The following is a 25,215-nucleotide window of genomic DNA, read 5'->3' as shown; positions in this document are numbered from 1 at the left end:
TGGCGTTTCGCCCCACATTCGGGATAGGGTTCATTATCCCATCGGCCAGTTCATTCACCCTTTGGCCAATATGGCCAGGCCAATATCATGGCCCATTCCCCCTGCGGCCAGTTGAGGCATGTTTTCAAGTGTCGTAATTTCACAAGGCTCCAAGGGAATTTTCTGCGGCGCACCGAAAGCGACCGCGCAGGAGAATCGGAATGTCGAATGGACTTGGCGGCTTTCTTGTCAGCGCGTCGATCGTCGGGGCGGGCCTGACCGGGGTCTGGGCCTGGCCCCACCTGCAAGAAGGCGGGTTCCAGTCGCTGGCCGCGCAGGCCGCCAGCCTTTACCACGGCGCCGAGATGCGGCTTCGTCCGGCCATTGCCGCGCTGCAATCGCCGCCCGACCTGCCCGGCCCCCGCCTTGCCGGACCCGCCGCCACCGCCGAATCCCTGCCGCCCGCGTCCCTGTCGGCCGTCCAGCCGCTGAGAACCGAACCCGCGGCCCCCGTCGTGTCCGCCCGGTGCGAGGCGCCCGAAGGCAACCAGGACACCGCCGTGGCGGGCGACCGCGTGCAGCTGCGGATCTTCGAAAGCTCGGTTCTGGCCGCCGCCCCCGCGCCCGAAGGGGCCGAGGCCCCGGCCACGGACATCGTGTTCGAACGGCTGGACCTGTCGGGAACCTACGAGGTGGGCGCCACGGGAGCGGTGTCCCTGCCCGCGATCGGCCATGTCGATGTCGCCGGGCACAGCCTGCCCTGCGTCGAGGCGCTTGTCTCGCGCGCGGCCTTTGAACGGCTGCGGACCCAGAACACCGTCAGCGCCGCCTATGCCGCGCGTCCGCCGGTTCTTGTGCGCGGCGCCGTCCGTTCGCCCGGGGCGCACAGCTACAACCCCGGCCTGACGGTCAAGCGCGTCCTGGCCCAGGCCGGCGCGCTGGACGACCGCGACCCGGCGGCCAAGGTCCGGCTGATCGCCCTGGACGCGCGGCGGTCGGAACTGGACAAGGCCCGCGTCGGCCTGACGCTGGAGCGCCTGCGCATCGAGGCGGCGCTGAACGACCGCGATACCCTTTCCCAGGACGATCCCGCCATCCGCGCCGCCGTGACGCTGCTGGGCAGGGACCGGGTCGCCAGCGAAGGCAACGCCCTGGCGTCCGAAATCCAGGCCAGCCGCCTGCGCCGCGCGCAAAGCGAGGCCACGCTGGCCGATCTTGCCGCCCGGATCGAAAGCGCCCGCCGCCAAAGGGATCTGGCCGAAACCCAGATGACCTATCATGCCAACCGGCAGGAACATCAAAGCGAGATGCTGCAAAGCGGCCTTGTCACCGACTCGCGCCTGAACGACACCGCGGTGCGGGCGATGGATGCCGAGCGGATCCTGCTGGAAAAGGAAGACCTGCTGTTCAGGCTGGAGGCCGAGCATCGCGCGGCCGCGCAGGATGCGGAACTGGCCCGCGTGGACCGCATCAAGGCCCTGACGGCCGAACTGCGCCAGGTTTCGGCTGCGCTGGACGCGGCCGGCAGCGAACTCGACACCGTTCTTGCCGAACTGAACCTTTACGAAAACGACGGCCTGCGCCTGGCCGTCACCATCGAACGCCCCGGGGACGGCGCCCGCGTCCAGACCATTGCCGCGGACGCCGACACCCTGGTCCGCCCCGGCGATCTTGTCACCGTGTCGGCCGAGGCCGCCGAAGGGGAAGACCTTGCCGACGCGGTGCGTTCCGCCTCGCCCGCCATCATTCGGAGCGCCCTGAAAGAATGACCCAGCTTGATGACGCAGCCCTTCTTTCCCCGGCTCCGGTCCGTCCGGAGACCAACCAGTTCCTGCGCGGCTTCGTCGGCAGCGCGATCCTGCTTGTCGCCATGGACGCGGCCGAGCCGGTTTTCTTCGGGGAAGGCCATTTCGCAAGCCTGACCTATCACCCGTTCTGGATCGTGATCCTGCTGGCGGCGGTCCAGCACGGGCTGTTCGTCGGCCTGTCCGTGGTCGGACTGGCGACGATGATGATGGACTGGCCCTCGCGGCCCGTGGGGATGGACATCACCGAACATTACGTGGACATCGCCATCGCCCCCGCGCAATGGCTGATCGCCGCGCTTCTGATCGGGCTTTACCGCCAACAGCAGATCCGCCAGGGCCGCGCGGTCGCCCGCGAGAACGACCGCCTGCGCGACATCAACCGCACCCTGGCGGCCGAAATCCACCGTCTGGACGCCTTTGTCGCCCGGGCCGAGCTGGCCGCCGCCACGCAATCCCTGCCGCAATCCGCCGCGGATCGGCCCGACGACCGGCTGGCGGCGCTGGACAGGCTGGCCGGGGCGGACGCGGACGGGCGCGCCCAGGCCTTTGTCGAGGCGGCCCGCGCCTGCCTGCCCGGATCCGTCGCCTGGCTGCGGCTGGACAAGGCGGGCCGTCTGACGCCGGCCGCGATGACGGACGACGGCGCAAGCCTTCCCGGGCTTTCGGCCGCCGACCTGCCGCTTCCGGTTGTCGGACAGGTCCTGCCGCTGGACCGCACCCAGGGGGAAGCGACCGACGCCAACCCGGCGCTGTGCCGCGCGGTGTCACCCGGCGACGATCCCCGGGGCGTGCTGCTGGCGCATTCGCCCGACCATGAGGCAGGGTCGCTCAACCCCGGTCTGAACGCCCTTGGCCGCGCGCTCGAGGACAGCCTGCGCCGGATGCCGGAACCCTTGACCGCCGCGCCCCCGTCGTTCGGGGAACCGGCCCGTCTTCATGCGTGACCTTGCCGTTTCCGCGCCGCGCAGCCTGGGGAACGGGGCCCCTCTGCTGACGGGGCTGACGGCCCTGGGGGACATCCTGCTGCTGCAAGCCTGGCTGAACGGCGATCTGCTGATGATCGCCGTCATGGCCCTGCATCTTGGCCTGACCCTGGCCTTCGGGGCGCTGTTCTGGCTGCTGTGCGGACGGTCCACGTCGCCGGTGCTTGCCAGCTTCGCCATCATGGCGCTGTTTGGTCCGTTCGGAGGTCCGGTGCTGATGATGATCGGCCCGGGTGTTGTCGCTCCGGCCGCGCGGGCGGCTCGGCCCCGGCGCCGCGCCCCATCGCCCGAACAGCCGCGCGATGCCGCCGAGGATCTGTTCGACCAGATCTGCCAGCGCCGGCGCCATCCCCTGCCCCGGGACGGCATGGCGGGTTTCCTGCACACCTTTGAGGCGGGCACGCTGCGCCAGCAACAGGAAGCGATCGCCGCAATCTCCCGGGCTTATCATCCCGACATGCGCCCGGCGCTTTCGGCCGCGCTGGCCTCGCCGGTGCCCGCGCTGCGCGTTCAGGCGGCGGCGGTTTACGCCAAGCTGCGCGGAACCTACGGCAACCGCGCCAAGGAGATCCTGGCCGATCCCGGGCAGTCCCGCGACCGGGCCGCCATTCTGGAGGTCGCCGCCTCGGGCTTTGTCGACGAGGACACCTGCGGCAGGCTTCTGGCGCTCGCGGCCGAGGATCGGTCGCCCGTGCCCAACCCGGCCCTGCCCGCCCCGACCCTGCCGCGGCGGCCCGCGCTTGAGGCCATGCCCCGGCTGAAGCGGTATTCCTGCGGCGGTCTGGCATGATCCCCGGGACCGCCCCCGCCGGTGCCTGCCCCGGGGATGCCTGCCCCGGCGACAACGGACCCGTCGATGTCTGCATCGTGGTCGAGGGCTGTTATCCGTTCATCGCGGGCGGGGTGTCGTCCTGGCTGGACTGGCTGATCCGAACCCAACCCGACACCATCTTCGGGGTGGTCGCCATTGTCGCCGACGAACGCCCGCGCGAAATCCGCTACGAGCTGCCCCCGAATGTCCGCCTGTTCCAGGTGATGGCCCTTGCGCCCAAGGCCCGCAAGCCAAGGCTGCGCCGCCCGGCGCTGGACTGCGCGCGCTTTGCCGACCTGATGCACCGCGTGCTGCGCCACGGCGACCTGGAGGCCTTCGACGGCCTTCTGCGCTTCGTGTCCCAGCCGGTGCGGCGCGAACCGTTCGGCTTTCTGGACACCCCGGCGCCGCCGGACTACAGCGACCTGACCGCCTCGCCCGCGGCCTGGCAGGCGATCACCGAATGCTACCGCCGCATCGCGCCCGAAGCGGCCTTCAGCGATTTCTTCTGGGCCTGGCGCAACCTTGTCGGCAGCCTGCTGGCGATCGCCACGGCGCCGGTTCCGCCCGCGCGCACCTATCACGCCATTTCGACCGGATATGCGGGCCTGTTCGCCCTTCGCGCCGCGCGGCTGACCGGGCGCACGGCGGCGATCACCGAACACGGCATCTACACCAACGAACGCCGCATCGACCTGGTGATGGCCGAATGGATCGCCGACACCATCGACAGCGGCCTGTCGGGCGGCGATGCCCGCACGGATGTCCGGCGCTTCTGGATCGACACCTTCGAATCCTTCGCGCGCATCGCCTATGACGGCAGTCACAGGATCACGACGCTGTACGGGGCCAACCAGTCCTTCCAGCGCACCCTGGGCGCGGCCGAGTCCAAGTTGCAGGTCATCCCCAACGGCATCGCCCTGGAAAAATTCGGCGCCATCCGCCCGCAGCCCGGCCGCAGGCCCACCGTCGCCCTGATCGGCCGCGTCGTGCCGATCAAGGACATCGAGGCCTATATCGCCGCCGCCGCCGTTGTCCGCCGCGCCATTCCCGACGTGCAGGTCCTGGTGATCGGCCCGACCGACGAGGACGAGGATTACTTCGCCCTTTGCAAGCGCCGCGTGGCCGAACTGGACCTGGCCGCCACCATCGTCTTTACCGGCAAGGTCAACATCGTCGACTGGCTGCCCCGGATCGACGTTCTGGTGCTGACCAGCATCAGCGAGGCGCAGCCCCTGGTCCTGCTGGAGGCCGGGGCCGCGCGCATCCCCTGCGTCGCGACCGATGTCGGATCCTGCCGCGAGATCATCGAGGGCGCCCCGGACGAGCATCCGAACCTGGGCCTGGCCGGACGGGTGGCGCCGCCCATGGACGCCGACGCGATCGGCCGGGCCATTGTCGAGCTGATGGCCGACCCCGCCCTGCGCGCCGCCTGCGGCGACACCCTGCGCCGGCGGGTCGAGACCTATTTCACCTCCGAGATTTCGGCCGCGCGCTATGCCGCGCTTTATCACGAGCTTGTCGCGTGATGGCCCGCTTCGCCCGCCTTCACGACCGGCTCCACCACCGCCTTCGCGGTCCTGCCGCGGATGCGGAATGGCTGCTGGCCGATCCGCTGCTGGCCTCGGTCCGGCGGTTCGGGGCGGCGGTCATCGTGGCGGCCGGACCATGGCTGGTGTCGGTGGTCGCGCTGGCGATCATCTCGGTCACGATGACCCCGGTGATGGGTCTGGCGGCGGTCGAGGATCTGCGCCTGACCGTGGTTTACGCCTTTTGCATCGCCCCGCTGATCGCGGGGCCGGTGGGCGCGGTGGCGGGGCGGCGCATCGCGGCGGCGGTGGAGGCTGGGAACGCCGCCGTTGTGGCCGAGCTGTTCCTGGCGGCGGCCGCGTTGTCGGGGCTTGCGGCGCAGGTCATCGCGCTGGCGGTCTGCCTGGTTCTGGGGATCGGGCCTGCGGGCGTCGCGGCGGGCTTTGTCTTTCTGACCGCCGCTGCGGCCCTGCTGTGGACCAGCTTCGCCGTTCTGTCGGCGCTTCATTCCTATGGCTTCCTGATCGCCGCCTTTACGGGCGGCATGGTCCTGTCGGTGGCCTGCGCCCTGCTGGCCGCCGTTCATGCCCCCACCACCGAGGTTCTCATCTGGTCCTTCGCCGCGGGCGTGGCGCTGTGCGTGGCGCTGTCGATCCGCTATGTCCAGCGGCGCTTTCCTTCGCGATACGACCGTTTCGCCGACACCTTCGGGGAACTGCTGCGCCAGATCCGCGCCAGCGCGGTGCTGTGCGCGGGCGTGTTCTTCGCCATCTGCGGCGTGTGGGCCGACAAATGGGTGTTCTGGTTCGGACCCGAGGGCGTGCGCTCGGCGGCCGGGTTCCTGCATTCCAGTTCTTACGACAGCGTCATGTTCCTGGCGCATCTGTCGGTCATTCCCACCTATGCGGCGCTGCTGGTTTTCCACGACGGCGATCTTGTGGCCGTGATCGAGCGGTTCAAGGCCGCGATCCAGGCCCGCTCCACCTATGGCCTGATCCGCGGCCGCCTGGCCGATCTGGAGAGCGTGGCCTGGAGCGGCATCCTCACCATCGCCGCGGTTCAGGCGGCCGTGACCGTCGGCATCGTGCTGATGTCGCCCCTGCTGGCCAAGTCGCTGGATTTCAGCTTCGGCCAGTTCCTGATGCTGCGCGTGGGACTGATCGGGGTGTTCTTCCATTCGGTGATGTTTCTGTGCTGCGCGCTGCTGCTGGTGGCCAACCGCACCCGCCATTACGCCATCATCCAGGCCGCGTTCCTGGTGCTGAACCTCGGCATCAGCCTTGTGCTGCATGCCACCATCGGAATGTCGGCCTATGCCTTCCTGGCAAGCTCGGTCCTGGGCGCGGCGGCGGCCATCTATGCGGCCTACAAGGCGCTCGGCGCCTATGACTACGACTTTTTCCTGGGCGAGAACGATTCCCTCTACCGCGAGTGATTCGGCGTGCGATTCGCAGCAAATACTTAAAGTTGTATATATTTATCTCGATTAAATTTCCGATTGACGCCGCCTTCCGCCCATCCGCCCGCTTGGCCCGGCCGCCACAGGATCCCGCGGCAATAATCCTATTGTGTTGAAACGCTTACGGCGCTTGCAGCGTCAAAAATATTATAAGCAATGACAGCGATATTCTTCGGCGTTAACATTTTATTCATGGGGGATTGTGGCTCTGGCCATCCGCCTTGTTAACGAGTTTGCGTCTTTACCTGATAGGGGACATATTTGCCATGACCTCCTCTGCGTTAATCCTGTTCGACCCCAACGAATTGCGCACGGCCGCATTCGCCGCGTTTCTGGAACCCTGGGCGCGTCAGGCCGGCATCGGCCTGCATGTCGTCCACGACCCCGAGGCGCTTGCCAGCCTGCCGGTTCACGACACGGCGGCCTGCCTTTATTCCATCGGCGGCCTGTCCTTGCGCGACCAGGAGGTGGGCCAGATCATCGAGCGGATGCGCGGCCTGTTTCCCGACAGCCCGCTGATCGTCTTTTCGGACATCGCCGACAGCCTGGAAATCGCCATGGCGATCTATCTGGGGCTGCGCGGCTTCATTCCGACCACGATGCCGTCCCATGTCGCCCTTGCCGCCATCCAGTTCATCCTGAACGGCGGGACGTATCATCCCCATTCCTCGGCCGGCGCAAGATCGGCCGCCGCGCCGGTTCCGGCCTCGGCGATGATCCGGCATATCGACGAACACCGGACCGCAAAGGCGAACGCCTCGGCCACGCCGCAGGCCGCGTCCTTGTCCAGCCCGCGCTGGCTTGGCTCGGGCCCGGTTCCCCTTCAGCGCCGGAGCGACCGCGCAGCGGCGGGCGCCAGCCTGGATCCGCTGACCAAACGGCGCCACATCGAGGTTCTGGAATTCCTTGCCCGGGGCGAGACCAACAAGGAAATCGCGCGCCACCTGAACCTGACCGAGGCGACGATCAAGGTCTATGTCCGCGAACTGATGCGCCATTTCGGCGCGAAGAACCGGATGCAGGTGGCGCTGAAGGCCTCGGCCGTCTACGAGGCCGATCCCGTGAACCCCGCGATGGTCGGCGTCCTGCCCGAACCGTCGGTTGCCGGAGCCTTCTCGGCGCGGTGACGCGCGGGGCTTTTCCGGGCCGCATGTTCTCTGGCCCGGGAAGGCCTCGCGGGCGGGCGGGTTCAGCTGCCCGCCCGGATGCCGTTCAGCGCCCTTGTCTCGGCCCGGATGCGGATGCGCAGAACCAGGGCGTTCAGGATGCTGAACGCCACCGCGACGGGCCACAGGCCCAGCACCAGCGGCGCGACCGCGATCTCGGCCACCACTACGGCGTAGTTCGGGTGGGCGATCCAGCGGTAAGGCCCGCGCCTGACCGGCGGCTCGTCCAGCACGATGATGCGCGTGGTCCAGCGCGGGCCAAGGCTGGCCAGCACCCACAGGCGGCAAAGCTGAAGCATGGCAAAGACCGCCAGCCAGCCGGGACTGACCGGACGGGACCAGCCCCCGACGCAGATCGCCAGCAGCCAGGCCGCGTGCAGGATCACGATCAGCGGGTAATGCCCCGCGCCATGTTCGACCGCGCCGCGCGCCAGCAGCCTGCGGGTATTGCGGCCCGCCAGCACCAGTTCGGCCGCCCGTTGCAGCAGCAGAAAGGAGATAAAGGCCAGGGCCGCGGGATGGACCTCGGCCATTCAGGCCACCCGGATCGGCAGGGTGGACAGCGTGAAGCCCGGCCCCAGGGCCAGCGCCATCAGATCGCCGCCCTGGCCCGACCGCAGCACGGCGTCCAGAACGAACAGCACGGTCGGCGCCGACATGTTGCCATGGCGGGCAAGGATCCGGCGCTCGATGTCCAGCGCGCCTTCGGGCAGATCCAGCGTGCTTTCCAACGCGGTGATGACCTTGGCCCCGCCCGGATGGCAGACATAGCGGTCCACCGCCCGGTCAGGCGCCAGGGCGTCCAGCGCGGCGCGCAGCTCGGCCTCGGCGAAGGCGGGAATGGATCGGTCGAAAACCACGCCCAGGCCGGTTTCCTCGACCGTCCAGCCCATGATGTCCAGGGTGTCGGGCCACATGTGCTGGCGGCCCGGACCCAGTTCGGGCTTGCCGGCGTCCTGGTCCAGGCCCGCCCGCAGCACCGCCGCAGCCGCGCCGTCGCCGAACAGCGCCGTGGCGATGATGTCGGCCTTGGTCAGCCGGTCCAGGCGGAACAGGACGGTGCAGGTTTCGACCGCGACCATCAGGACCGCCGCGCCGGGCCGGGCCAGGGCCAGATCGCGCGCGACGGCCAGTCCCGACACGCCGCCCGCGCAGCCAAGCCCGAACACCGGCACGCGCATGACATCGGGGCGAAAGCCCATGTCCCGGGCAACCAGGGCCTCGAGCGTGGGGGTGACGATCCCGGTCGAGGATATCGTGACCACCACATCGACCTGCGGGGCGGACAGTCCCGCCAGGTCCAGCGCCCTGCCGGCCGCCTCGCGGAACAGCCGGGCGGCGCCTGCCGCATAGGCCCGGGTGCGGTCCACCCAGCCATGCGGCTGGCGGAACCAGTCCAGCGCCACGACCGAATGGCGGGTGTCGATGCCGGCATTCCCGAAGGCCGGGGCGAGGCGGTCGAACTGGGCGAAGCGCGCGCCCAGCAGGGCGCGGGATTCCCGGATGACGTGGTCCTGGACCAGGATTTCTGGCGGGACCGCCGTGGCAAGGGACAGCAGCCGGGTCGGGCAGGAAGGCTGCGGAATCATCGTGCCACCGTTGCGGAAGTTGCCAGGAACCAGAGGTGAACGCGCGAGAATGCCGAAACAGATCCGCGGGCGCCGCACTTTTTGGTGACAGCGCCCGGCTGGACCCTTGGTCCGGTCCGCAGGACGGCGGAGCGTGCTTGAACCGCATGCCAGGGACGGCGATGACGGGGGCCGGTCTGGACAACAACCGGCCTGGCCCGGGCGAAAGGCGCCAAGCTGTCCTTGTACAGGCAGAGGATGCTTCATCCCAGCGGCAGGGCCGCCGGCGTTCTAGCCGCTGACCGCGCTGATCGCCGCCATGACGGCGTCCGGGTCGGTCTGATGCACCATGTGGCCGCAGCCCGGAACAAGATGCAGGCTGCTTTGCGCAATGTCGCGATGAAGGCGCAGGGACTGCCGCGCAGGGTCGATCAGCCGGTCCTCGGCCCCCGCCACGATGGCCACCGGCATGGTCAGCCCCGCATAGCCGGTCCGGGCCTTGGCAGCCGAGGGGATCAAAAGGGCGGATTCGGCGGCTTCGGCCCGGATTTGCGAGGGGCGCAGGGCCATTTCCCTGGGAAAGGCCCCGAATTTCGGCGGAACGGGCGCCGGGCCGAAGATCTTGCGCATCAAAAGCGGCCAGATGATCCGGCCGGCGAGCGGGGCAACGGTATGGCGCGCCAGATCGCCCAGCAGGGGCACCGCCGGGCCTGACAGCAGCACCATGTCGGCCCGGGCCGTGGGATAATAGTAGCCCGAGGCCAGAACCAGGCCGCGGACCATGCGGGGATGGCGCATCGCCAGCGCCGCGGCCACCGAGGCCCCCCAGGAATGGCCCAGCACCACCGCGCGGGACACGCCAAGCCGGTCAAGCGCCGCCTGGATCAGGTCGGCCTGGGCATCCGGGCTCCAGATCCTGGCGCGCGGCCGCGTGCTGTGCCCATAGCCGGGGCGGTCGAAAACGATGACCCGATGCCGCCGCGCCGCCAGATCGACCAGGCCGCTGCACGCGAAGTCCTGGATCATGCTGCCATTGCCATGCAGCAGGACCAGGGGCGGCCCCTCGCCCCGCTCCAGGTAGTGCAGGCGGACGCCGCCGACCCCGATGAAGCGCCCGCAGGGCGGGTTGCGCCGTTCCGCCTGCCGGGCAAGCCGGTTGTTGACCACCGCCGAGACGGCCAGAACGCCTGCGGCGGCCGCCAGCCACCTGCGCGGCCCCGGGGCAGGCTTGATCGAGGAATGTCTTGTCATGCGGCCCGTGCCGGTTGTTTCGGGACTGTGAAGCGGTTCGAAAGGCGCGCCACCATCGCCGTCAGCGGCGCGCGACCACGAACCCGACCAGCAGGCCGATCCCCGCCGCAAGGCCAAGGGCCTGGACCGGATGGCTGCGGGTCCAGTCCCGCGCTTCCTCGTAGCCCAGTTCGGCATAAAAGGCCGCTTCCTCGGCCCGTTTGTGCCCGGTCTCGTAAACGCGTCCGGCATAGTCCTGGCCCGCCTCGCGGATGCGGTCCAGATAATCGCGCCCGGCGTCCAGCACGCCGCTTGCGGCCGCGGTTCCACGCTCGGCCAGGTGGGATGCGCCTGCCTTCAGGTCGGCGACGGCCCCCTCGGTTGCGGACTTGCCGTGTTTCTCCAGATCGGGGTTCGGGTTCTGTGCCATTGCTCGGGTCTTTCCGTGATGGGGTTCTTTCGACAAGAACAACAAGCCGCCGCCAGTCGTTCCATGGCGATCCGTGGCACGGGCCGATCCTGCCCGACTCCGCGCCGATCGGAAAAAAAATCCGGCCCCCCGGGAAGAAAACCGTCGGCGGCTGCGTCTATCCTGGCAAGATGACCCGGCACCGCGACCCGATCCTTGACCTGCTGGCCCCGCTGAGGCGTTATGCCTTCGCGCTGACGCGCGACCGGGCCGAGGCCGACGACCTGGTGCAGGACACCCTGCTGCGCGGCCACGAACAACGGCGGCAACTGGCCGAGGGCAAGCCGCCCGGGCCGTGGCTGCGGGCGATCCTGCGCAACCGCTTTCTCGACCGCCGCCGCCGGAGCCTGACCGACACGCGCCGCGAGGCCGCCTATGCGGAACTGAGCGCCCGGGTGATCGACGCGCCGCAGGACAGCGCCCTGCGCCTGGCCCAGCTGCGCCGGGCCTTCCTGGACCTGCCCGACGATCAGCGCGAGGCCCTGGAGCTGGTGTCGATCCAGGGGCTGTCCTATGCCGAGGCCGCGGCCCTGGCGGGCGTATCGCCGGGCACGGTCATGTCGCGCGTGTCGCGCGCCCGGGCGCGGCTGCGCGCCTTCGAGGACGGCGCGGCCGACCCGAAACCCGCGCTGAAGCTGGTGGGAGGACATGATGCCGAACGATGAACCCCAGATCGCCGAGCTGGACCTGGACGCCTATGTGGACGACCAGCTGACCGGTCCCCAGCGGTCCGATGTCGAGGCCTATCTGGCCCGGCGCCCGCAGGCCGCGGCCCGGGTCATGCGCGACCTGGCGCTGCGCCGCGACCTGGGCCGCGCCCTGGCCCCGCCGCCCGCCCCCCGCCCCCTGCTGGGGGCCGCGCGGCGGCTGGCGGCGGCGCGGCGGCGCGACGCGAGGCTGCGGCGGATGCTGCGCCTTGTGCCGGCGGCGATGCTGGTGGGGATGGGCTGGCTGGCCCATGCGGGGCTTGGGCCGCTGGTGGTCAGCCAGGGGCAGGCCTCGGCCCCTCCGCCCGCGCTGGTCACGGCGGCGCTTTCGGCGCACGAGGTCAGCCTGCTGCGCCTGTCCATGGCCTCGCAGCCCGGCATCGCCCGGCTGGACCCGGCCGAGATGCGGGCCGCCACGGGCATCGTGCTGCCGGCTTTCGACCCAAGCTGGACGGTGCGCGACGCGCAGGTCTTCCCCTCGCCCCAGGGGCCGGGGATCGAGATCCTGTTCGAGGCCCCGGGCCTTGGCCAGGTCAGCCATTTCGCGGTGCGCGCCGGCAGCTTCGGTGTCACCCTGCCGCATCTGCAAAAGACCCCCGGCCAGGGCGTCGCCTGGTTCCAGATCGGCGAAACCGCCCATGTGCTGATCGCCGGGGCCGACAAGGCGGAAGCCGTGCTGGCGGCCTCGCGGCGCTTGTCGGACACGCTTTACTGATCCCAACCCATCGGAGCTTGCCATGCAACCCATCCGCCAGACCGGACGCAGCGCCGGATTTTCCCCCGCCGCCGCCTATGACGAAGGGCTGCGCGCCCACATGCTGCGCATCTACAACTACATGGGCCTTGGCCTTGCCGTGACGGGACTGGTCGCGGTGCTGGTGGCCTCGGTCCCGGCGATCTACGTGCCGATCTTCGGCACGCCGCTGAAATGGGTCGTCATGCTGGCCCCGCTGGCCTTTGTGCTGTTTCTGTCCTTTCGGATCGAGGCGGTGTCGGGCGCGACGGCGCAGGCGCTGTTCTGGGCCTTTTGCGCGGTGATGGGGCTGTCGCTCGCCTCGATCTTCCTGGTCTTCACCGGGGTTTCCATCGCGCGGGCCTTTTTCGGCGCCGCCGCCATGTTCGCGGGGATGAGCCTTTACGGTTACACCACCCGGCGCGATCTGTCGAAATTCGGCAGCTTCCTGATCATGGGCCTGATCGGCGTCATCATTGCCAGCATCATCAACATCTTTCTGGGATCGACGGCGCTGCAATTCGCGGTCTCGATCATCGGCATCCTGGTTTTCGTGGGCCTGACCGCCTGGGACACCCAGGCGATCAAGGCGGCCTACAACGAACATCACGACGCCGAAACGCAGCACAAGCTGGCCGTGATGGGGGCGCTGTCGCTTTATCTGAACTTCATCAACATTTTCCAGCTGCTGCTGAGCCTGACCGGCCAGCGGGACGAATGACGCAAGGCAAAAAAGGAGAAAACGTCATGGACCATCACGACAGGCAGGCCATCGAGGAGTTGTTCCGCAAGCTGTCGGAAGCCGCCCGCGCCCAGCCTCACCGCGACCCGGAAGCCGAGGCGCTGATCGCCGACGGGATCGCGCGCAATCCCGGGGCGGCCTATTACCTGGCCCAGACCGTGATCGTCCAGCAGCAGGCGCTGGACGCCGCGCAGGCACAGATCGAGCGGTTGCAAGACCAGCCCCGGCAAGGCGGCGGCGGGCTGTTCGGGCGGCTGTTCGGGGGCGGACAGCAGCAAGGGGCGCGGCCCATGGCTGCGCCGCCCGCGCAGGCTTACGGCCGCCAGCCGCAGCCCGTTCACGGCGGCGGCCCCTGGACCAGCGGCGGCCGCCCGGCTGGCGGCGGCTTCATGGCGGGCGCGGCGCAGACCGCGATGGGGGTCGCGGGCGGCGTGCTGCTGGGCAACGCCATCGGCGGCATGTTCGCCGGTCCCGCCGAGGCCGCCGAGGAGTTCGCGCCCCAAGAGGACACAGGTCAGGACGACGGCGGCGACGCGGGCTTCGACGACAGCGAATGATCAGGGGCCGCGGTCCCTCAGCCTTCCGGTCCCGGCGACGGGACCGGCCTTCCCGACCATGGCGCCGCGGTCCGCCTGAACCGCCCGGGCGGGGGCAACGCGGGCGTTTCCTGATACCGCCCGGGCAAGCGAACCGCGCCCGGCCTCAGCCCGCCTTTGATGGCGTCGCGCCCGGCAGTTCGATGTTGATCTCCAGGCTCGACATCTGGTCGCCGCGTTCCATGCGGACCTCGACATCCTGTTCGCCGATGGGGACGTGCTTGCGGATCGCCGCGATGATGTCGCGTTGCAGCATGGGCAGATAGTCCGCCTCGGTGGTGCCGCTGCTGCTGCGTTCATGCGCAAGAAGGATTTGCAGCCGGTCCTTGGCCGTCTGCGCGGTCTTTGCGGGGCGCGGCTTGCGGATCAGGTCGAACAGGCTCATGACGCGCGCCCGAACAGCCGTTGGAACAGGCCGGGGCGGCGTTCGCCCACGATGCGCATCTCGACCTGGGTGCCGGTCAGGCGCGACACCGCGTCCTCGTAGGCGCGCGACGCGGCCGAGGGTTCGTCCAGCACCACCGGCGTGCCCACGTTCGAGGCCTTCAGCACCGCCTTGCTTTCGGGAACGACGCCCAGAAGCGGAACGGCCAGGATTTCCAGCACGTCCTCGACCGTCATCATCTCGCCCTTGTCCACGCGCTCCTGGTCGTAGCGCGTTAGCAGGACCTGGGCCTTGATCGGCTCGGCGCCCTCGGTCTCGGCCCGCCGTGTCTGGCTGCTCAGCAGGCCCAGCACGCGGTCGCTGTCGCGCACGGACGACACTTCGGGGTTGGTGACGACCACGGCTTCATCGGCGAAATACATGGCCATCTGGGCGCCGCGCTCGATCCCGGCGGGGCTGTCGCAGACGATATAGTCGAATTCGGCCTTCAGTTCCTTGAGGATCTGCTCGACGCCCTCCTTGGTCAGGGCGTCCTTGTCGCGGGTCTGCGAGGTGGGCAGGATCGACAGGGTGTCCAACCGCTTGTCCTTGATCAGCGCCTGCTTCAGCTTGGCGTCGCCCTGGATGACGTTGATGAAGTCGAAAACCACCCGGCGTTCGCAGCCCATGATCATGTCGAGGTTGCGCAGCCCCACGTCGAAGTCGATCACCACGGTCCTGAAGCCCTGCTTGGCAAGCCCGGCCGAGATCGCCGCGGCCGAGGTCGTCTTGCCGACGCCCCCCTTGCCCGATGTGATCACGATGACCCGCCCCAGGGGCGGATTGTTCTTGGGTTCCGTTGTCATGCGATCACCTCCATGCGAAGTTTCTCGTTCTCCAGGTAAATGTGGGTGCAGCGTTGGCGGGCGGCGTCCTCCAGCATCTCGCTGGTCTGGTAAAGGCCCGCAATGGCGACCAGTTCGGCATTGAGGCTTTGGCAGAAGATATGCGCGCGCTCGTCGCCGTGGCAGCCCGCGATGGCGCGGCCGCGCAGGGGCCCGTAGACGTGGATGTTGCCTGCCGCGACCAGTTCCGCCCCCGAAGCGACCGAGCCGATCACCGTCAGATCGCCGTGTTCCACCACGATCCGCTGGCCCGAACGGACGGGCGAATGGATCACCTTGTTCTCGACCGGGGCGGGAGCCGGTGCCGTGGCGGCAGGAACGGGCGCGGCCGCTCGCGGCAGGGGGGCGTCGCGGCCCGTGCTGACGGGAACCAGGCCAAGGGCCTGCAACGCAGCCGCGTCAAAGCCCGCGGCATTCTGCACCCCGAACACGCGCAGGTCGCGCCCGCGCAGGTTTTCCACCAGGTCGCGCAGACGGCCGGGATCGTTCCCGAAGCCGGGGACATTGGCCAGGTCCAGCACCACCGGCGCGCCCGAGAAGAACTGCGGCGTCTTGCGCAGCTGATCGTCAAGCTGGGCGTAGAAGGGATCGTCCGTGCTGTCGGTGTCGATGCGAAGCGCCAGCACGGTCAGAAAGCGGCCGCGCACCTGGAAGGCGGCTGCCTTCGCAGGCCCGGGCGCATGCCGGGTCCGGGCGTATCGATCTGACACGGCGACTCTGCTCCTGCTCTGTGGCGGATCGCGCGATTCGCGCCGCTCTTGTTGGTATCCGTTTCTCACGACCGGGGGCCGGACGGAAGAAGCCGTTCAGTTGTTCAGCAGGAACCCGCCCAGTTGTAAAGCCCGGCGATGGACATCCCGGGCAGAAATTGCCGATCCCGCCCGCCCAAGGGGCGACGGCCATGCGCCCTAGCCAGGCAGGATCCGCGCAAGGGCATCGCCAAAGGCGACCGGTGCGCCTGTCTCCAGCAGATGTTCCAGGCGGCCCGCCCGATGCGCCTCGACGCGGGTTTCCATCTTCATGGCCTCGACCACGGCGATGACCTGACCGGCCTCGACCATTGCGCCGTTCTCGGCCTGCCAGGCGGTGAGGGTGCCGGGAACGGGGGCGGCGACCGTGGCCTCGTCCGTGGCCTCGTCCGTGTCCGGGGGGGCCGCCTCGGCGGGCGCGGATGCGCTGCCGCCCGCGGCCAGGATGCCTGCGGGCAGGCCCAGTTCGTGGCGCTTGCCGTCGATCTCGATGGCAAGGCGCAGCAGCGCCGGGGCGTTCGCGGGCGCGACGCGGGCATGGGGGCGCACCGCCCGGGCCAGGGTTTCGGCGAAGTCGGTCTCGATCCAGCGGGTGTGGACGCGGAAATCGCCGTTCTCGGCGCGGAAGTCGGGCGCGTCCAGCACCGCGCGGTCAAAGGGCAGAACCGTCGCCACGCCTTCGATCCGGAATTCGGCCAAGGCGCGGCGGGCGCGGGCCAGGGCTTCGTCGCGGGTGCTGCCGGTCACGATCAGCTTGGCCATCATCGAATCGAAGCTGCCGGGGATCACGGATCCCGCCACCACGCCGCTGTCCAGCCGGATGCCGGGGCCGGAGGGCGCATCGAAGCGGGCGATGGGACCGGGGGTGGGCAGGAAGCCGCGCGCCACGTCCTCGGCGTTGATGCGGAACTCGATGGAATGGCCGCGCGGTTCCGGCACGCTGTCGTCCGTCAGCCTTGCGCCACGGGCAACCGCGATCATGCCGCGCACCAGGTCGATGCCGGCGGTTTCCTCGGTCACGGGATGTTCGACCTGAAGGCGCGTGTTCACCTCGAGAAACGAGATCGTGCCGTTGGCCGACAGCAGGTATTCGACCGTTCCCGCGCCGCTGTAGCCCGCACGGGCGCAGATCGCGCGGGCGCTGTTGTGGATGCGTTCCCGCTGTTCGTCGGTCAGAAAGGGCGCGGGGGCTTCCTCGACCAGCTTCTGGTTGCGGCGTTGCAGGGAACAGTCGCGCGTGCCGATCACCTTGACGGTGCCGTGGCGGTCGGCAAGCACCTGCGCCTCGACATGGCGGGGACGGTCGAGGAACTGCTCGATGAAGCATTCGCCGCGTCCGAAGGCGGTCAGCGCCTCGCGGGTGGCGGATTGGAACAGCTCCTCGACCTCCTCAAGGCGCCAGGCGACCTTCATGCCGCGCCCGCCGCCGCCGAAGGCCGCCTTGATGGCGATGGGAAGCCCGTGCCGGCGGGCGAAGGCCAGGGCATCGGCGGAGGTTTCCACCGGGCCGGGGGTGCCCGCGACCAGGGGGGCGCCGACCGCCTCGGCGATGCGGCGGGCCTCGATCTTGTCGCCAAGGGCGGTGATCACGGCGGGGTCGGGGCCGATCCAGATCAAGCCGGCGTCCTGCACCGCCTGGGCGAAGTCCGCGTTTTCCGACAGGAAGCCATAGCCGGGATGGATCGCGTCCGCGCCCGCGCGCCGGGCAATGGCGATGATCTTCGGCCCGTCCAGATAGGTTTCGGCGGGCGTATCGCCGCCAAGCGCGAAGGCCTGGTCGGCCATCGCCACAAAGGGCGCGTCGCGGTCGGCGTCGGCATAAACGGCGACCGTCTCGATCCCCTCGTCGCGGCAAGCGCGGATGACGCGGACGGCGATCTCGCCCCGGTTGGCGATCAGCAGGCGGTCCAAGGGCAGGGTCGGGCCGGTGGCGAAAAGGGTCATGGCTGGACCTTTATGTCGTGAAAGGGGGCGGCGGCGGTGAAGCGGATGCGCGCGCCGGGCGGGATCTGGCCCGCCAAATCCAGCGCGGACGGCAGCAGCGTGGCGATCACCGGATAGCCGCCGGTCAGGGGATGATCGGCCAGAAACAGCACCGGCTGGCCGGAATGGGGGATCTGGATGGCGCCGGTCTCGGTCCCTTCGGAGGGCAGTTCGCGCGCGTCGTCGCGGGTGACGGGCGCGCCTTCAAGGCGGATGCCCACGCGAGAGGATTGCGGGGTGACCAGCCATTCCTGCGACAGGAAATGCGCGATCATCTCCGGCGCGAACCAGTCGGCCCGGGGGCCCAGGGTGACGGGCAGTTCCACGATGTCGCCGGGTTTCGGCAGCGGGGGCTGATCCTCGGGCAAGGCGACGGCGGTTGCGGAACGGTTCGCGCCGAAAAGGGGCGCGCCGCCGGTCAGCGCCTCGGGGCCGACGAAGGCCAGCGTGTCGGTCGCCGCGGACCCCAGCACCGGGGCCACGTCGAAGCCGCCGCGCAGCGCCAGATAGCTGCGCATCCCGGCAGCGGGGGGCGGGATCAGCACCTCGTCGCCCGCATCCAGGGCGAAGGTCGTGGGCATGGCGTGCCCGGCCACCCTGGCCTGCCCCGCGCCGGTCAGGGCCAGCGTCACCGGCCGTTCGGCGCGCAGCCGCACCGGGCCGAGCGTGATTTCAAGAACGGGCGAGCCGGACGGATTGCCCGCCGCGCGGTTCGCCCGGCGCATCGCGCCCGTGTCCAGCGCGCCCGAAGCCGAGACGCCTTGCCCGCCCTGGCCCGGACGCCCCTCGTCCTGAAAGACGATGGGAAAGGCGGTTTGCAGGACCGTCAGCGCAGGTTGGCCCTGCGGCGCAGGGATCGCCGCCGAGGGATGAACCGTCGCCACCCCTTCGACAAAGCGGGCGCGGACGCCGGGGCGCAGCAGCGCGGGCGGGTCGCGGGACAGATCCCACATCGGCACCTTGGTCGTGCCGATCAGCTGCCAGCCGCCCGGAGTGTCCTGAGGATAGATGCCGCAAAAGCGCGCCGCCAGCGCCACCGACCCCGCCGGGATCCGCGTGCGCGGCGCGGGGCGGCGGGGCAGGTCGAAGCGCGGGTCGTCGGCCGTCATGTAGGCGAAGCCCGGCGCGAAGCCGCAAAAGGCCACGGTCCAGGTGGCGGCCCCGTGCGCGGCGATCACCTCGGCCACGGACAGGTCCATGTGGGCCGCCACGTCGGCCAGATCGGCGCCGTCATAGGTCATGGGGATCTCGACCGTTTCGACCGGACCTTGCTGGCGCACCGTGCCGGGCGCGGGCTGGCGGGCCAGGATCGCCGCCGCAAGCCCCCCATCGGCGGCAAGGCCGGGCGCCACGCGGACCATCAGCGTGCGGGCGGCGGGGATGATCTCGGCCACGCCCTCGACCGGATCGGCCGCCAGCGCGTCGAACAGCGCCAGCGTTTCGTCCAGATCGGCCAGTTCCACCAGCAGCGTGCGCGGCCCCACGGGAAGAAAGCGCATCGTCACACCTGCCACGTGCTGTCGGGACTGTCGGTGACAAACATGTGCCCCGGCGCATGGGTGATCGCGAAGGGCGGTTTCGAGGCCATCACGGCCGCCTGCGGCGTCACCCCGCAGGCCCAGAAGACCGGCACCTCGCCCGACCGGATGTCAACGGGATCGCCGAAATCGGGGCGCGACAGGTCGGCGATGCCCAGGGCGGCGGGTTCGCCGACATGGACCGGGGCGCCGTGAACCGCCGGAAAGCGGCCGGTGATGGTTGCGGCCTCGGCCACCCGGTCGGCGGGTATGGGGCGCATCGACACGACCATTGGCCCGTGCAGGCGCCCCGCCGGACGGCAGGCGCGGTTCGTCAGATACATCGGCACGTTGCAGCCCTGGGCGATATGGCGCATCTCGATCCCCGCAGTTTGCAAGGGCGTTTCGAAGGTGAAGGAGCAGCCGATCAGGAATGTCACGAGGCCGGGATGCTCGGCCCAGGCCCCGGTCGCGTCGGCAACCTCCTCCGCCAGCACGCCGCCGCGCCAGATGCGATACAGCGGGATGTCGGCGCGCAGGTCCGCGCCCGGCGCAAGCGCGGTCTGGTGACTGCCGGGATCGGTCACGTCCAGAACCGGGCAAGGCTTGGGGTTGCGCTGCGCGAACAGCAGGAAATCCCATGCCCAATCACCGGGCAGAGAGATCATGTTGCACTGGGTGAAGCCCGGGGCCATTCCGGCGGTCGGGGCGACGGCGGTGCGGCAGGCCAGCCGGGCGGCTGCGGCGCTTGCGGGATCGGGGCGCATCAGGCGGCCCCCGCGAAGGGGGCGACGGTGACGCCGCCCGCAACCAGTTCCTCGCGGATGCGCCGCGCCATGTCCACCGCGCCCGCGCTGTCGCCATGCACGCAGATGCTGTCGGCGTGCAGGCGCAGGGTCGATCCGTCGATGGCCTCGATCACGCCATCCGTTGCCAAGCGCAGCATCCGGGCCGCAACGGCATCGGCGTCGTGCAGCACCGCGCCCTTTTCGCGGCGGGACACAAGCTGGCCGTCCGGCGTATAGGCGCGGTCGCCGAAGGCCTCGGCCACGGTGGCCAGCCCGGCCTTGGCGGCGCGTTCCAGGATCTGCGTCCCGGCCAGCCCCATCAGCACCAGCGAAGGGTCGATCTCGCGGATCGCCGCGATCACCGCGTCGGCCTGCCGGGGGTCGTTGGCGATGGTGTTGTAAAGCGCGCCGTGCGGTTTGACATAGGTGACCCGCGTTCCCGCCGCCTTCGCGATCCCTTGCAGCGCGCCGATCTGGTAGATCACGTCCGCCGTCAGCTCTGCCGCCGTCACGTCCATGGGGCGGCGGCCAAAGCCCACCCGGTCGGGGTACGACACATGCGCCCCCACCGCCACGCCCCGCGCGGCAGCCGCATCGGCGGTGGCGCGGATGGTCAGAGGATCGCCCGCATGAAAGCCGCAGGCGATGTTGGCGGAACTGACAATGGCCAGCATGGCCGCGTCGTCGCCCATGGTCCAGGCGCCATAGCCCTCGCCCAGGTCGCTGTTCAGGTCGATGGTCCGCATGTGATCCTCCTCAAAGGCCCAGGAAGGCGAAGATCGGGCCGATGGAACGATACCCCATGTACCAGGTCAGCGCGCAGACAATGGCGCTGAGAACCAGCAGCGGGCGGTTGTAGCGGTGCCCGCCCATCAGATCCGGCCGGGCGAGGCCGACATAGGTGAAGATCGTCAGACCGATGGGCAGGATCAGGCCGTTAAAGCCGCCCACGAAGACCAGCAGCGCGGCGGGCGCGGTGCCGATGGCCACAAAGACCGCCAGCGACACGGCGATGAAGATCACCGTGGCGATGTTGCGGCTGCGGTCGGTCATGGCCATGAAGGCCACCAGAAAGCTGACCGAGGTATAGGCCGCCCCGATGACCGAGGTGATGGCCGCCGCCCACAGCACCACGCCAAAGATCCGCATCCCCCAATCGCCAAGCGCGGCGGCAAAGGCCTGCGCCGCCGGGTTCGCGGCCTGGCTGGACAGATCCAGCGTCACGCCGGACGCCACGACGCCCAGGATCGCCAGGAACAGCACGAAGCGCATCACGCCCGTGACGGCGATGCCGGTCAGGGACGCGCGGGTCACGGCGGCCAGGTTCTCCTCGCCCACCAGGCCCTTGTCCAGCAGGCGGTGCGCGCCGGAATAGGTGATATAGCCGCCGACCGTGCCGCCGACGATGGTGGTGATGGTCGGGAAGTCGATGACGTCCGGGAAGATCGTCTGGCGCAGCGCCTCGCCCACCGGCGGGTTTGAGGTGACGGCGACGATCACCGTCATCACGATCATCAGGATGCCCAGGCCGATCAGCGACCGGTCCAGCAGCAGCCCCGCGCGTTTCGACAGGAACACCCCGATCGCCAGCAGGGCCGAGATCGCGCCGCCGATCTTCGGGTCCAGGCCGAACATGGCGTTCAGGCCCAAGCCCGCCCCGGCGATGTTGCCCACGTTGAAGGCCAGCCCGCCGACCATCACCAGCACCGCTAGCAGATAGCCCGCGCCGGGGATCGCGGCATTGGCGGTCTCGGAGGCGTTTCTGCGGGTCAGCGCGGTGATGCGCCAGATGTTCAGCTGCACCACGAAGTCGATCAGGATCGAGGCCAGGATCGCAAAGGCGAAGGCCGCGCCCAGCTTGGCGGTGAAGGTCGCGGTCTGGGTGATGAAGCCCGGCCCGATCGCCGATGTGGCCATCAGAAAGATCGCCGCGAGGAACCCGCCCCGCAGGGTGGCATTGGCGGCCGGGGAAACGGCTGTTGCACTCATCAGTCATGCTCCTGCTGCAAGGGAGGGCGTCGTTTTCCGAATGGCTCCAGCGTGACGGCGGCGCGACAACCTGTCAACGATTATTTGACACAATAGCCTTGATTGTTGAACAATATTGGAATTGCAACTGTCTGATTTGCCGTTCTGACAGGCAGAAGCGGCGCGCGCTGTCCGGCCGAAGGGCGTTTTGGGGCAACGATTCGGTCCCGGTTCCCTTGCCTCGCCACGGCGGCGCGTCCATGCTCCGGCGACGGAACAAGGACATGACATGGCTATCGAACCGCCGGGCCTGGCCGAGGAAACCGCCTCGCGTTTGCGCAACGACATCATCGGCGGAACGCTGCCGCCCGGCCAGCGGCTGTCGGAAACGCGGCTGGCCGCCGATCTGGGCGTGTCGCGCAACACGCTGCGCGAGGTGTTCCGGCTGCTGACGCGTGAGGGCCTTTTGCGCCACGAGCCGAACCGGGGGGTCTTCGTGGCCGTGCCCTCGATGGCGACGATCGTGGACATCTACCGCGTCCGCCGCCTGATCGAGGTTCCCGCCCTGGCCCATGCCTGGCCCCGGCACGAGGCGGCGGCCCTTATGCGCGTTGCCGTCGAAAAGGCCCGTGCCGCGCGCGAGGCGCAGGACTGGCGGGGCGTCGGCAGCGCCAACATGGAGTTTCACGCGGCCATCGTCGCCCTGACCGACAGCGTCCGGCTGCAAGTCTTCTTTGCCCAGATCGTCGCGGAACTGCGCCTGGCCTTCGGGCTTCTGGACAGCCCCGAGCGCCTGCACGAACCCTATATCGACCGCAACGCCGAGATCCTGGATCTGCTGGCCGCGGGCAAGCAGGCCGAGGCGGCCTTGCTGATGGCGCGATACCTGGACGAATCCGAACGGGTGGTGCTGGCGGCCTTTGCGCGCTTGGAATAGCCCGGCCTTCCGCCAAGGACGCTCTCGCCTCCCTAGGTGTTCAGTTCCGGCATCTGGTGGCGGTCTCACGAAGTCGTCGAGGCTGCGGTTGTCTCAGATGAACCCGTCGCAGGAAGGCGTGGCCAAACGCTCCGGCACCATCGACCGCGTGATCAGATGGACGTGGCTTGCCATGCCCAGCCGGATGTCCGCGTCGCCCGCGGTGGTGATGGTGCGCATCCCGGTGATCCAGGTCAGGTCCTCGTTTGGCACCGGGATCGGGTCCCAGCGGTACTGGCCCAAGGCTGGTGACGTTGGGCATCACGTCGGGCGCGGTCTTCCAGCAAGGCATGTTTTTTGTTGCCGCCGCAACGGTTTTCTGTTGGGTTCCAGGAAACAGGAGGCGCGCATGTCGTTCGATCTGGACCAGTTCCTGCCCTATCGGCTGGCGGTCGCCGCCGCGCAGGTCAGCCGGCGATTCGCCCGACGCTATGCCGCCGAGGCAGGGCTGACGATTCCCGAATGGCGGGTGCTGGCCCATCTGGACGGCTCCGGCCCGGTCAGCGTGCGCGACATCACCGCGCGGGTGAACCTCGACAAATCCATGGTCAGCCGGGCGGCGACGCGGCTGGAGACGGCGGGATACCTGAGCAGAACCGGCCATGACCGCGACCAGCGGCTGGTCGCGCTGGAACTCACCGACGCGGGCCGGGCGCTGATGGATCGGCTGGGCCGGATCGCCGATGCCTATCAGGCCGAACTGCTGGCCGAACTGGGCGACGACGCAACGGCCTTTCGCAGGGGACTTCTGCGCCTGGCCGGTTCCGGCGACTGATCAGGCAGGGTCGCGACCGATCCGGCGCACGGCCGCCCCGAGCGGCACGGCCTTGATCCCGGGCAGCCCGGTTGTCTGACTCCATGCCTTGCAGAACCGCCTCTGCCCGCGCCTCGACATCCCCGAAGGCATGGCGGCACAGGTCGCGCCCCTTGTCCGTGATCGCGTGATCCCGCAGCCGCTTGGCTGCAAGCGGTTGCCCTTCTCCGGCGACTGCCGGGCAAATCGGACGCGCACCGCCGCCATTGGGGGGATCGCGTTGCGGCGTCAAATTTTTTCGGGGCGTCGCGAACAACCATGCCGAACGCCGCGACCGGCAGGCCGAAGCCTTGCGCGCGGATCGCGGATGCGGCCTGAACCCGGCCAGGGCGCAAGCCCAAGTCGGCCCCTTGGGCAGGAACGGCATGGCGATCCCGATGCGGCCGGCTTGTCGCCCTTGGCCTGCTGCCGGCCGATCCTTCCGGTGACGGGACGGGGGGAACCTGATCGGCGGGCGCGGCGCGGCGGCGCGCGGGGTCGCGGGGTCGCGGGGTCGCGGAAACCGGCGCGGCGGCGGAACCGACGCGCAACTTCCTGGAGGCATGATCGAAACCGTGGGTCGCGTTCACAAGGCGGGCGGCACCCTGAAGCAGGCCTTCGAGGCCACGCGCGACGCCTTGGCGCCCGAATTCGGTCATGGGCCGATCTTCGGACATTGCCTGCCCTTCGACGTGCAGCGGCTTTGGGACGCACACGAGGGGATCGAGCATCCCCGCATCCGGACCGCCGAGCGCGACCGCGCGGTCTGGACGCAGCTACAGGGCTGAGCGGCCAAAGGGGAGGAGGAAAGACACGGTAAGCGTTCAGGGAAATACCTGTCTGCAAGGAAATCGGCGCCAGCCCGGCGCCGGTCCCGTGGGTCTGGCCGTGGCCCTGGATCTGGGCCGGCGCGGCCGACCGGCCGGTCTATCAGTTCGACATGCTGCCGGTGAAGAACCGGAAACGTCCCGGCTTTATCGACGTCCAGCAATACTACGTTGAGAAATACCTGCTGGACGGCTGCAACGCCCTGCCCAACATCGACATCCGCTGGGGCCACCGGGTCGAGGGGGTGACGCCCCTGTGCAACGGGGTGGACCTGGCGGTCGCGACGAATGGGGGCAGCTATGCCCTGCGCGCCGGATGGGCGGTGGCCTGCGACGAATCGCGTTCCACGGCATGCGGCTGCATGGGCCCGGATTTCGATGGCCGGGTTGTCGAGGATAGCTTCCTGATCGCGGACATCGGCATGAAGCACGCCATGCCGCCGGAACGCTGGTTCTGGTTTGATCCGCCCTTCAATCCGGGTCAGGGCGCCGGTTGCCGCGACATCTCGATCATCCGCTGCACCGCCCGGCGGGCCGGGGCGGCGACGGCCTCGTCCACCTCGA

General features: G+C 69.4%; 26 protein-coding genes and 1 pseudogene. 14 read left to right on the top strand and 13 right to left on the bottom strand.

The window, feature by feature from the left end; genetic code table 11:
- The first annotated feature begins 200 nt into the window (after positions 1-200).
- The 6 genes from ACFOM8_RS15385 to ACFOM8_RS15360 all read left to right on the top strand — a co-directional run bounded on the left by ACFOM8_RS15385 (position 201) and on the right by ACFOM8_RS15360 (position 7,697).
- Positions 201-1,748 carry a hypothetical protein gene (locus ACFOM8_RS15385; protein ID WP_377762834.1) on the top strand — a complete coding sequence of 516 codons (1,548 nt, stop codon included), beginning with the start codon at positions 201-203 and terminating at the stop codon, positions 1,746-1,748.
- Positions 1,745-2,731: a hypothetical protein gene (locus tag ACFOM8_RS15380; protein WP_377762832.1), complete on the top strand. Its 987-nt coding sequence runs from the start codon at positions 1,745-1,747 to the stop codon at positions 2,729-2,731. Before ACFOM8_RS15385 ends, ACFOM8_RS15380 begins: the two co-directional genes overlap by 4 nt.
- Positions 2,724-3,560 carry a hypothetical protein gene (locus tag ACFOM8_RS15375; protein WP_377762830.1) on the top strand — a complete coding sequence of 279 codons (837 nt, stop codon included), beginning with the start codon at positions 2,724-2,726 and terminating at the stop codon, positions 3,558-3,560. Before ACFOM8_RS15380 ends, ACFOM8_RS15375 begins: the two co-directional genes overlap by 8 nt.
- A complete protein-coding gene (pelF, locus tag ACFOM8_RS15370) occupies positions 3,557-5,110 on the top strand; it encodes a GT4 family glycosyltransferase PelF (RefSeq protein WP_377762829.1) in 1,554 nt (517 codons plus the stop codon). Before ACFOM8_RS15375 ends, pelF begins: the two co-directional genes overlap by 4 nt.
- Entirely contained in the window at positions 5,110-6,546 is a 1,437-nt protein-coding gene (gene pelG / locus ACFOM8_RS15365) for an exopolysaccharide Pel transporter PelG (protein WP_377762827.1), read from the top strand. Before pelF ends, pelG begins: the two co-directional genes overlap by 1 nt.
- A 290-nt stretch (positions 6,547-6,836) precedes the next feature.
- The gene (locus tag ACFOM8_RS15360; RefSeq protein WP_377762825.1) at positions 6,837-7,697 is read left to right on the top strand and encodes a LuxR C-terminal-related transcriptional regulator; all 861 of its coding nucleotides are present in this window, start codon (positions 6,837-6,839) and stop codon (positions 7,695-7,697) included.
- A gap of 62 nt (positions 7,698-7,759) precedes the next feature.
- On the opposite strand, the gene ACFOM8_RS15355 is transcribed toward ACFOM8_RS15360, so the two are convergent.
- The 4 genes from ACFOM8_RS15355 to ACFOM8_RS15340 form a co-directional block, all read right to left on the bottom strand.
- Positions 7,760-8,269, bottom strand: coding sequence for an isoprenylcysteine carboxyl methyltransferase family protein (locus ACFOM8_RS15355; protein ID WP_377762823.1), 510 nt, complete (start codon positions 8,267-8,269; stop codon positions 7,760-7,762).
- The gene (locus tag ACFOM8_RS15350; RefSeq protein ID WP_377762822.1) at positions 8,270-9,325 is read right to left on the bottom strand and encodes a type III polyketide synthase; all 1,056 of its coding nucleotides are present in this window, start codon (positions 9,323-9,325) and stop codon (positions 8,270-8,272) included.
- Between the two features lie 270 nt (positions 9,326-9,595).
- Complete coding sequence (locus ACFOM8_RS15345) at positions 9,596-10,555, bottom strand: alpha/beta fold hydrolase (protein ID WP_377762820.1); 960 nt, start codon at positions 10,553-10,555, stop codon at positions 9,596-9,598.
- Between the two features lie 61 nt (positions 10,556-10,616).
- Positions 10,617-10,964, bottom strand: coding sequence for a DUF883 family protein (locus ACFOM8_RS15340; RefSeq protein WP_377762818.1), 348 nt, complete (start codon positions 10,962-10,964; stop codon positions 10,617-10,619).
- A gap of 170 nt (positions 10,965-11,134) precedes the next feature.
- On the opposite strand from ACFOM8_RS15340, the gene ACFOM8_RS15335 reads away from it, so the two are divergent.
- Genes ACFOM8_RS15335 through ACFOM8_RS15320 form a run of 4 tightly spaced genes read left to right on the top strand, consistent with a single transcriptional unit; the run spans position 11,135 to position 13,742 of the window.
- Positions 11,135-11,668 carry a sigma-70 family RNA polymerase sigma factor gene (locus tag ACFOM8_RS15335; protein ID WP_377762816.1) on the top strand — a complete coding sequence of 178 codons (534 nt, stop codon included), beginning with the start codon at positions 11,135-11,137 and terminating at the stop codon, positions 11,666-11,668.
- Positions 11,652-12,425, top strand: coding sequence for an anti-sigma factor family protein (locus ACFOM8_RS15330; RefSeq protein WP_377762814.1), 774 nt, complete (start codon positions 11,652-11,654; stop codon positions 12,423-12,425). The genes ACFOM8_RS15335 and ACFOM8_RS15330 overlap by 17 nt, the downstream gene beginning before the upstream one ends.
- Positions 12,426-12,447: 22 nt before the next feature.
- Positions 12,448-13,164, top strand: coding sequence for a Bax inhibitor-1/YccA family protein (locus ACFOM8_RS15325; protein WP_377762813.1), 717 nt, complete (start codon positions 12,448-12,450; stop codon positions 13,162-13,164).
- A 26-nt stretch (positions 13,165-13,190) separates the two neighbouring features.
- Positions 13,191-13,742, top strand: coding sequence for a DUF2076 domain-containing protein (locus ACFOM8_RS15320; protein WP_377762811.1), 552 nt, complete (start codon positions 13,191-13,193; stop codon positions 13,740-13,742).
- 145 nt (positions 13,743-13,887) lie between these two features.
- On the opposite strand, the gene minE is transcribed toward ACFOM8_RS15320, so the two are convergent.
- The 8 genes from minE to ACFOM8_RS15280 all read right to left on the bottom strand — a co-directional run bounded on the left by minE (position 13,888) and on the right by ACFOM8_RS15280 (position 22,076).
- Positions 13,888-14,166, bottom strand: coding sequence for a cell division topological specificity factor MinE (gene minE, locus ACFOM8_RS15315; protein ID WP_377762809.1), 279 nt, complete (start codon positions 14,164-14,166; stop codon positions 13,888-13,890).
- The gene (minD, locus tag ACFOM8_RS15310; protein WP_449301497.1) at positions 14,163-15,011 is read right to left on the bottom strand and encodes a septum site-determining protein MinD; all 849 of its coding nucleotides are present in this window, start codon (positions 15,009-15,011) and stop codon (positions 14,163-14,165) included. Before minD ends, minE begins: the two co-directional genes overlap by 4 nt.
- Positions 15,008-15,697 carry a septum site-determining protein MinC gene (minC, locus tag ACFOM8_RS15305; protein WP_377762807.1) on the bottom strand — a complete coding sequence of 230 codons (690 nt, stop codon included), beginning with the start codon at positions 15,695-15,697 and terminating at the stop codon, positions 15,008-15,010. Before minC ends, minD begins: the two co-directional genes overlap by 4 nt.
- 261 nt (positions 15,698-15,958) lie before the next feature.
- A complete protein-coding gene (locus tag ACFOM8_RS15300; protein WP_377762805.1) occupies positions 15,959-17,743 on the bottom strand; it encodes an acetyl/propionyl/methylcrotonyl-CoA carboxylase subunit alpha in 1,785 nt (594 codons plus the stop codon).
- On the bottom strand, positions 17,740-19,281 hold the full coding sequence (locus tag ACFOM8_RS15295) for a 5-oxoprolinase subunit B/C family protein (RefSeq protein WP_377762803.1): 1,542 nt from the start codon (positions 19,279-19,281) through the stop codon (positions 17,740-17,742). The genes ACFOM8_RS15300 and ACFOM8_RS15295 overlap by 4 nt, the downstream gene beginning before the upstream one ends.
- A gap of 2 nt (positions 19,282-19,283) precedes the next feature.
- Positions 19,284-20,066: a putative hydro-lyase gene (locus ACFOM8_RS15290; protein ID WP_377762801.1), complete on the bottom strand. Its 783-nt coding sequence runs from the start codon at positions 20,064-20,066 to the stop codon at positions 19,284-19,286.
- Complete coding sequence (locus ACFOM8_RS15285; RefSeq protein ID WP_377762799.1) at positions 20,066-20,833, bottom strand: LamB/YcsF family protein; 768 nt, start codon at positions 20,831-20,833, stop codon at positions 20,066-20,068. Before ACFOM8_RS15285 ends, ACFOM8_RS15290 begins: the two co-directional genes overlap by 1 nt.
- A gap of 10 nt (positions 20,834-20,843) precedes the next feature.
- Positions 20,844-22,076 (bottom strand): NRAMP family divalent metal transporter, encoded by a 1,233-nt coding sequence (locus ACFOM8_RS15280; protein WP_377762797.1) that lies wholly within the window; start codon positions 22,074-22,076, stop codon positions 20,844-20,846.
- 268 nt (positions 22,077-22,344) lie between these two features.
- Here ACFOM8_RS15280 and ACFOM8_RS15275 point away from each other — a divergent pair, with 268 nt between their 5' ends.
- The gene (locus ACFOM8_RS15275) at positions 22,345-22,992 is read left to right on the top strand and encodes a GntR family transcriptional regulator (protein ID WP_377762795.1); all 648 of its coding nucleotides are present in this window, start codon (positions 22,345-22,347) and stop codon (positions 22,990-22,992) included.
- A gap of 135 nt (positions 22,993-23,127) precedes the next feature.
- Here ACFOM8_RS15275 and ACFOM8_RS15270 read toward each other — a convergent pair.
- A pseudogene (locus tag ACFOM8_RS15270) lies at positions 23,128-23,326 on the bottom strand (homogentisate 1,2-dioxygenase); the annotation flags it as partial.
- A 54-nt stretch (positions 23,327-23,380) separates the two neighbouring features.
- Between ACFOM8_RS15270 and ACFOM8_RS15265 the strand changes: the two are divergent.
- From ACFOM8_RS15265 to ACFOM8_RS15255, 3 genes are all read left to right on the top strand, one after another.
- Entirely contained in the window at positions 23,381-23,806 is a 426-nt protein-coding gene (locus ACFOM8_RS15265; protein WP_377762794.1) for a MarR family winged helix-turn-helix transcriptional regulator, read from the top strand.
- A 581-nt stretch (positions 23,807-24,387) separates the two neighbouring features.
- Positions 24,388-24,612: a hypothetical protein gene (locus ACFOM8_RS15260; RefSeq protein ID WP_377762792.1), complete on the top strand. Its 225-nt coding sequence runs from the start codon at positions 24,388-24,390 to the stop codon at positions 24,610-24,612.
- 152 nt (positions 24,613-24,764) lie between these two features.
- Positions 24,765-25,215: FAD-dependent monooxygenase (locus ACFOM8_RS15255; protein WP_377762790.1), on the top strand; the 451-nt coding region annotated here is incomplete at its 3' end.

It is taken from the genome of Paracoccus angustae (assembly GCF_042648745.1).
Taxonomy (GTDB): domain Bacteria; phylum Pseudomonadota; class Alphaproteobacteria; order Rhodobacterales; family Rhodobacteraceae; genus Paracoccus; species Paracoccus angustae.
Note: the sequence above shows the minus strand (reverse complement) of the source record. Positions and strands in the feature narration are given on the sequence as shown.

Excerpts from the sequence above, each read along its gene's own strand:
- ACFOM8_RS15385 (WP_377762834.1), top strand. The coding sequence starts at position 201 with ATGTCGAATGGACTTGGCGGCTTTCTTGTCAGCGCGTCGATCGTCGGG.
- ACFOM8_RS15290 (WP_377762801.1), bottom strand. The coding sequence starts at position 20,066 with ATGCGCCCCGATCCCGCAAGCGCCGCAGCCGCCCGGCTGGCCTGCCGC.
- pelG (WP_377762827.1), top strand. The coding sequence starts at position 5,110 with ATGGCCCGCTTCGCCCGCCTTCACGACCGGCTCCACCACCGCCTTCGC.
- ACFOM8_RS15330 (WP_377762814.1), top strand. The coding sequence starts at position 11,652 with ATGATGCCGAACGATGAACCCCAGATCGCCGAGCTGGACCTGGACGCC.
- ACFOM8_RS15350 (WP_377762822.1), bottom strand. The coding sequence starts at position 9,325 with ATGATTCCGCAGCCTTCCTGCCCGACCCGGCTGCTGTCCCTTGCCACG.
- ACFOM8_RS15320 (WP_377762811.1), top strand. The coding sequence starts at position 13,191 with ATGGACCATCACGACAGGCAGGCCATCGAGGAGTTGTTCCGCAAGCTG.
- pelF (WP_377762829.1), top strand. The coding sequence starts at position 3,557 with ATGATCCCCGGGACCGCCCCCGCCGGTGCCTGCCCCGGGGATGCCTGC.
- ACFOM8_RS15275 (WP_377762795.1), top strand. The coding sequence starts at position 22,345 with ATGGCTATCGAACCGCCGGGCCTGGCCGAGGAAACCGCCTCGCGTTTG.
- minE (WP_377762809.1), bottom strand. The coding sequence starts at position 14,166 with ATGAGCCTGTTCGACCTGATCCGCAAGCCGCGCCCCGCAAAGACCGCG.
- ACFOM8_RS15260 (WP_377762792.1), top strand. The coding sequence starts at position 24,388 with ATGATCGAAACCGTGGGTCGCGTTCACAAGGCGGGCGGCACCCTGAAG.
- ACFOM8_RS15360 (WP_377762825.1), top strand. The coding sequence starts at position 6,837 with ATGACCTCCTCTGCGTTAATCCTGTTCGACCCCAACGAATTGCGCACG.
- ACFOM8_RS15265 (WP_377762794.1), top strand. The coding sequence starts at position 23,381 with ATGTCGTTCGATCTGGACCAGTTCCTGCCCTATCGGCTGGCGGTCGCC.
- ACFOM8_RS15325 (WP_377762813.1), top strand. The coding sequence starts at position 12,448 with ATGCAACCCATCCGCCAGACCGGACGCAGCGCCGGATTTTCCCCCGCC.
- ACFOM8_RS15280 (WP_377762797.1), bottom strand. The coding sequence starts at position 22,076 with ATGAGTGCAACAGCCGTTTCCCCGGCCGCCAATGCCACCCTGCGGGGC.
- ACFOM8_RS15340 (WP_377762818.1), bottom strand. The coding sequence starts at position 10,964 with ATGGCACAGAACCCGAACCCCGATCTGGAGAAACACGGCAAGTCCGCA.
- ACFOM8_RS15285 (WP_377762799.1), bottom strand. The coding sequence starts at position 20,833 with ATGCGGACCATCGACCTGAACAGCGACCTGGGCGAGGGCTATGGCGCC.
- ACFOM8_RS15295 (WP_377762803.1), bottom strand. The coding sequence starts at position 19,281 with ATGCGCTTTCTTCCCGTGGGGCCGCGCACGCTGCTGGTGGAACTGGCC.
- ACFOM8_RS15380 (WP_377762832.1), top strand. The coding sequence starts at position 1,745 with ATGACCCAGCTTGATGACGCAGCCCTTCTTTCCCCGGCTCCGGTCCGT.
- ACFOM8_RS15300 (WP_377762805.1), bottom strand. The coding sequence starts at position 17,743 with ATGACCCTTTTCGCCACCGGCCCGACCCTGCCCTTGGACCGCCTGCTG.
- ACFOM8_RS15335 (WP_377762816.1), top strand. The coding sequence starts at position 11,135 with ATGACCCGGCACCGCGACCCGATCCTTGACCTGCTGGCCCCGCTGAGG.
- minD (WP_449301497.1), bottom strand. The coding sequence starts at position 15,011 with ATGACAACGGAACCCAAGAACAATCCGCCCCTGGGGCGGGTCATCGTG.
- ACFOM8_RS15355 (WP_377762823.1), bottom strand. The coding sequence starts at position 8,269 with ATGGCCGAGGTCCATCCCGCGGCCCTGGCCTTTATCTCCTTTCTGCTG.
- ACFOM8_RS15375 (WP_377762830.1), top strand. The coding sequence starts at position 2,724 with ATGCGTGACCTTGCCGTTTCCGCGCCGCGCAGCCTGGGGAACGGGGCC.
- ACFOM8_RS15345 (WP_377762820.1), bottom strand. The coding sequence starts at position 10,555 with ATGACAAGACATTCCTCGATCAAGCCTGCCCCGGGGCCGCGCAGGTGG.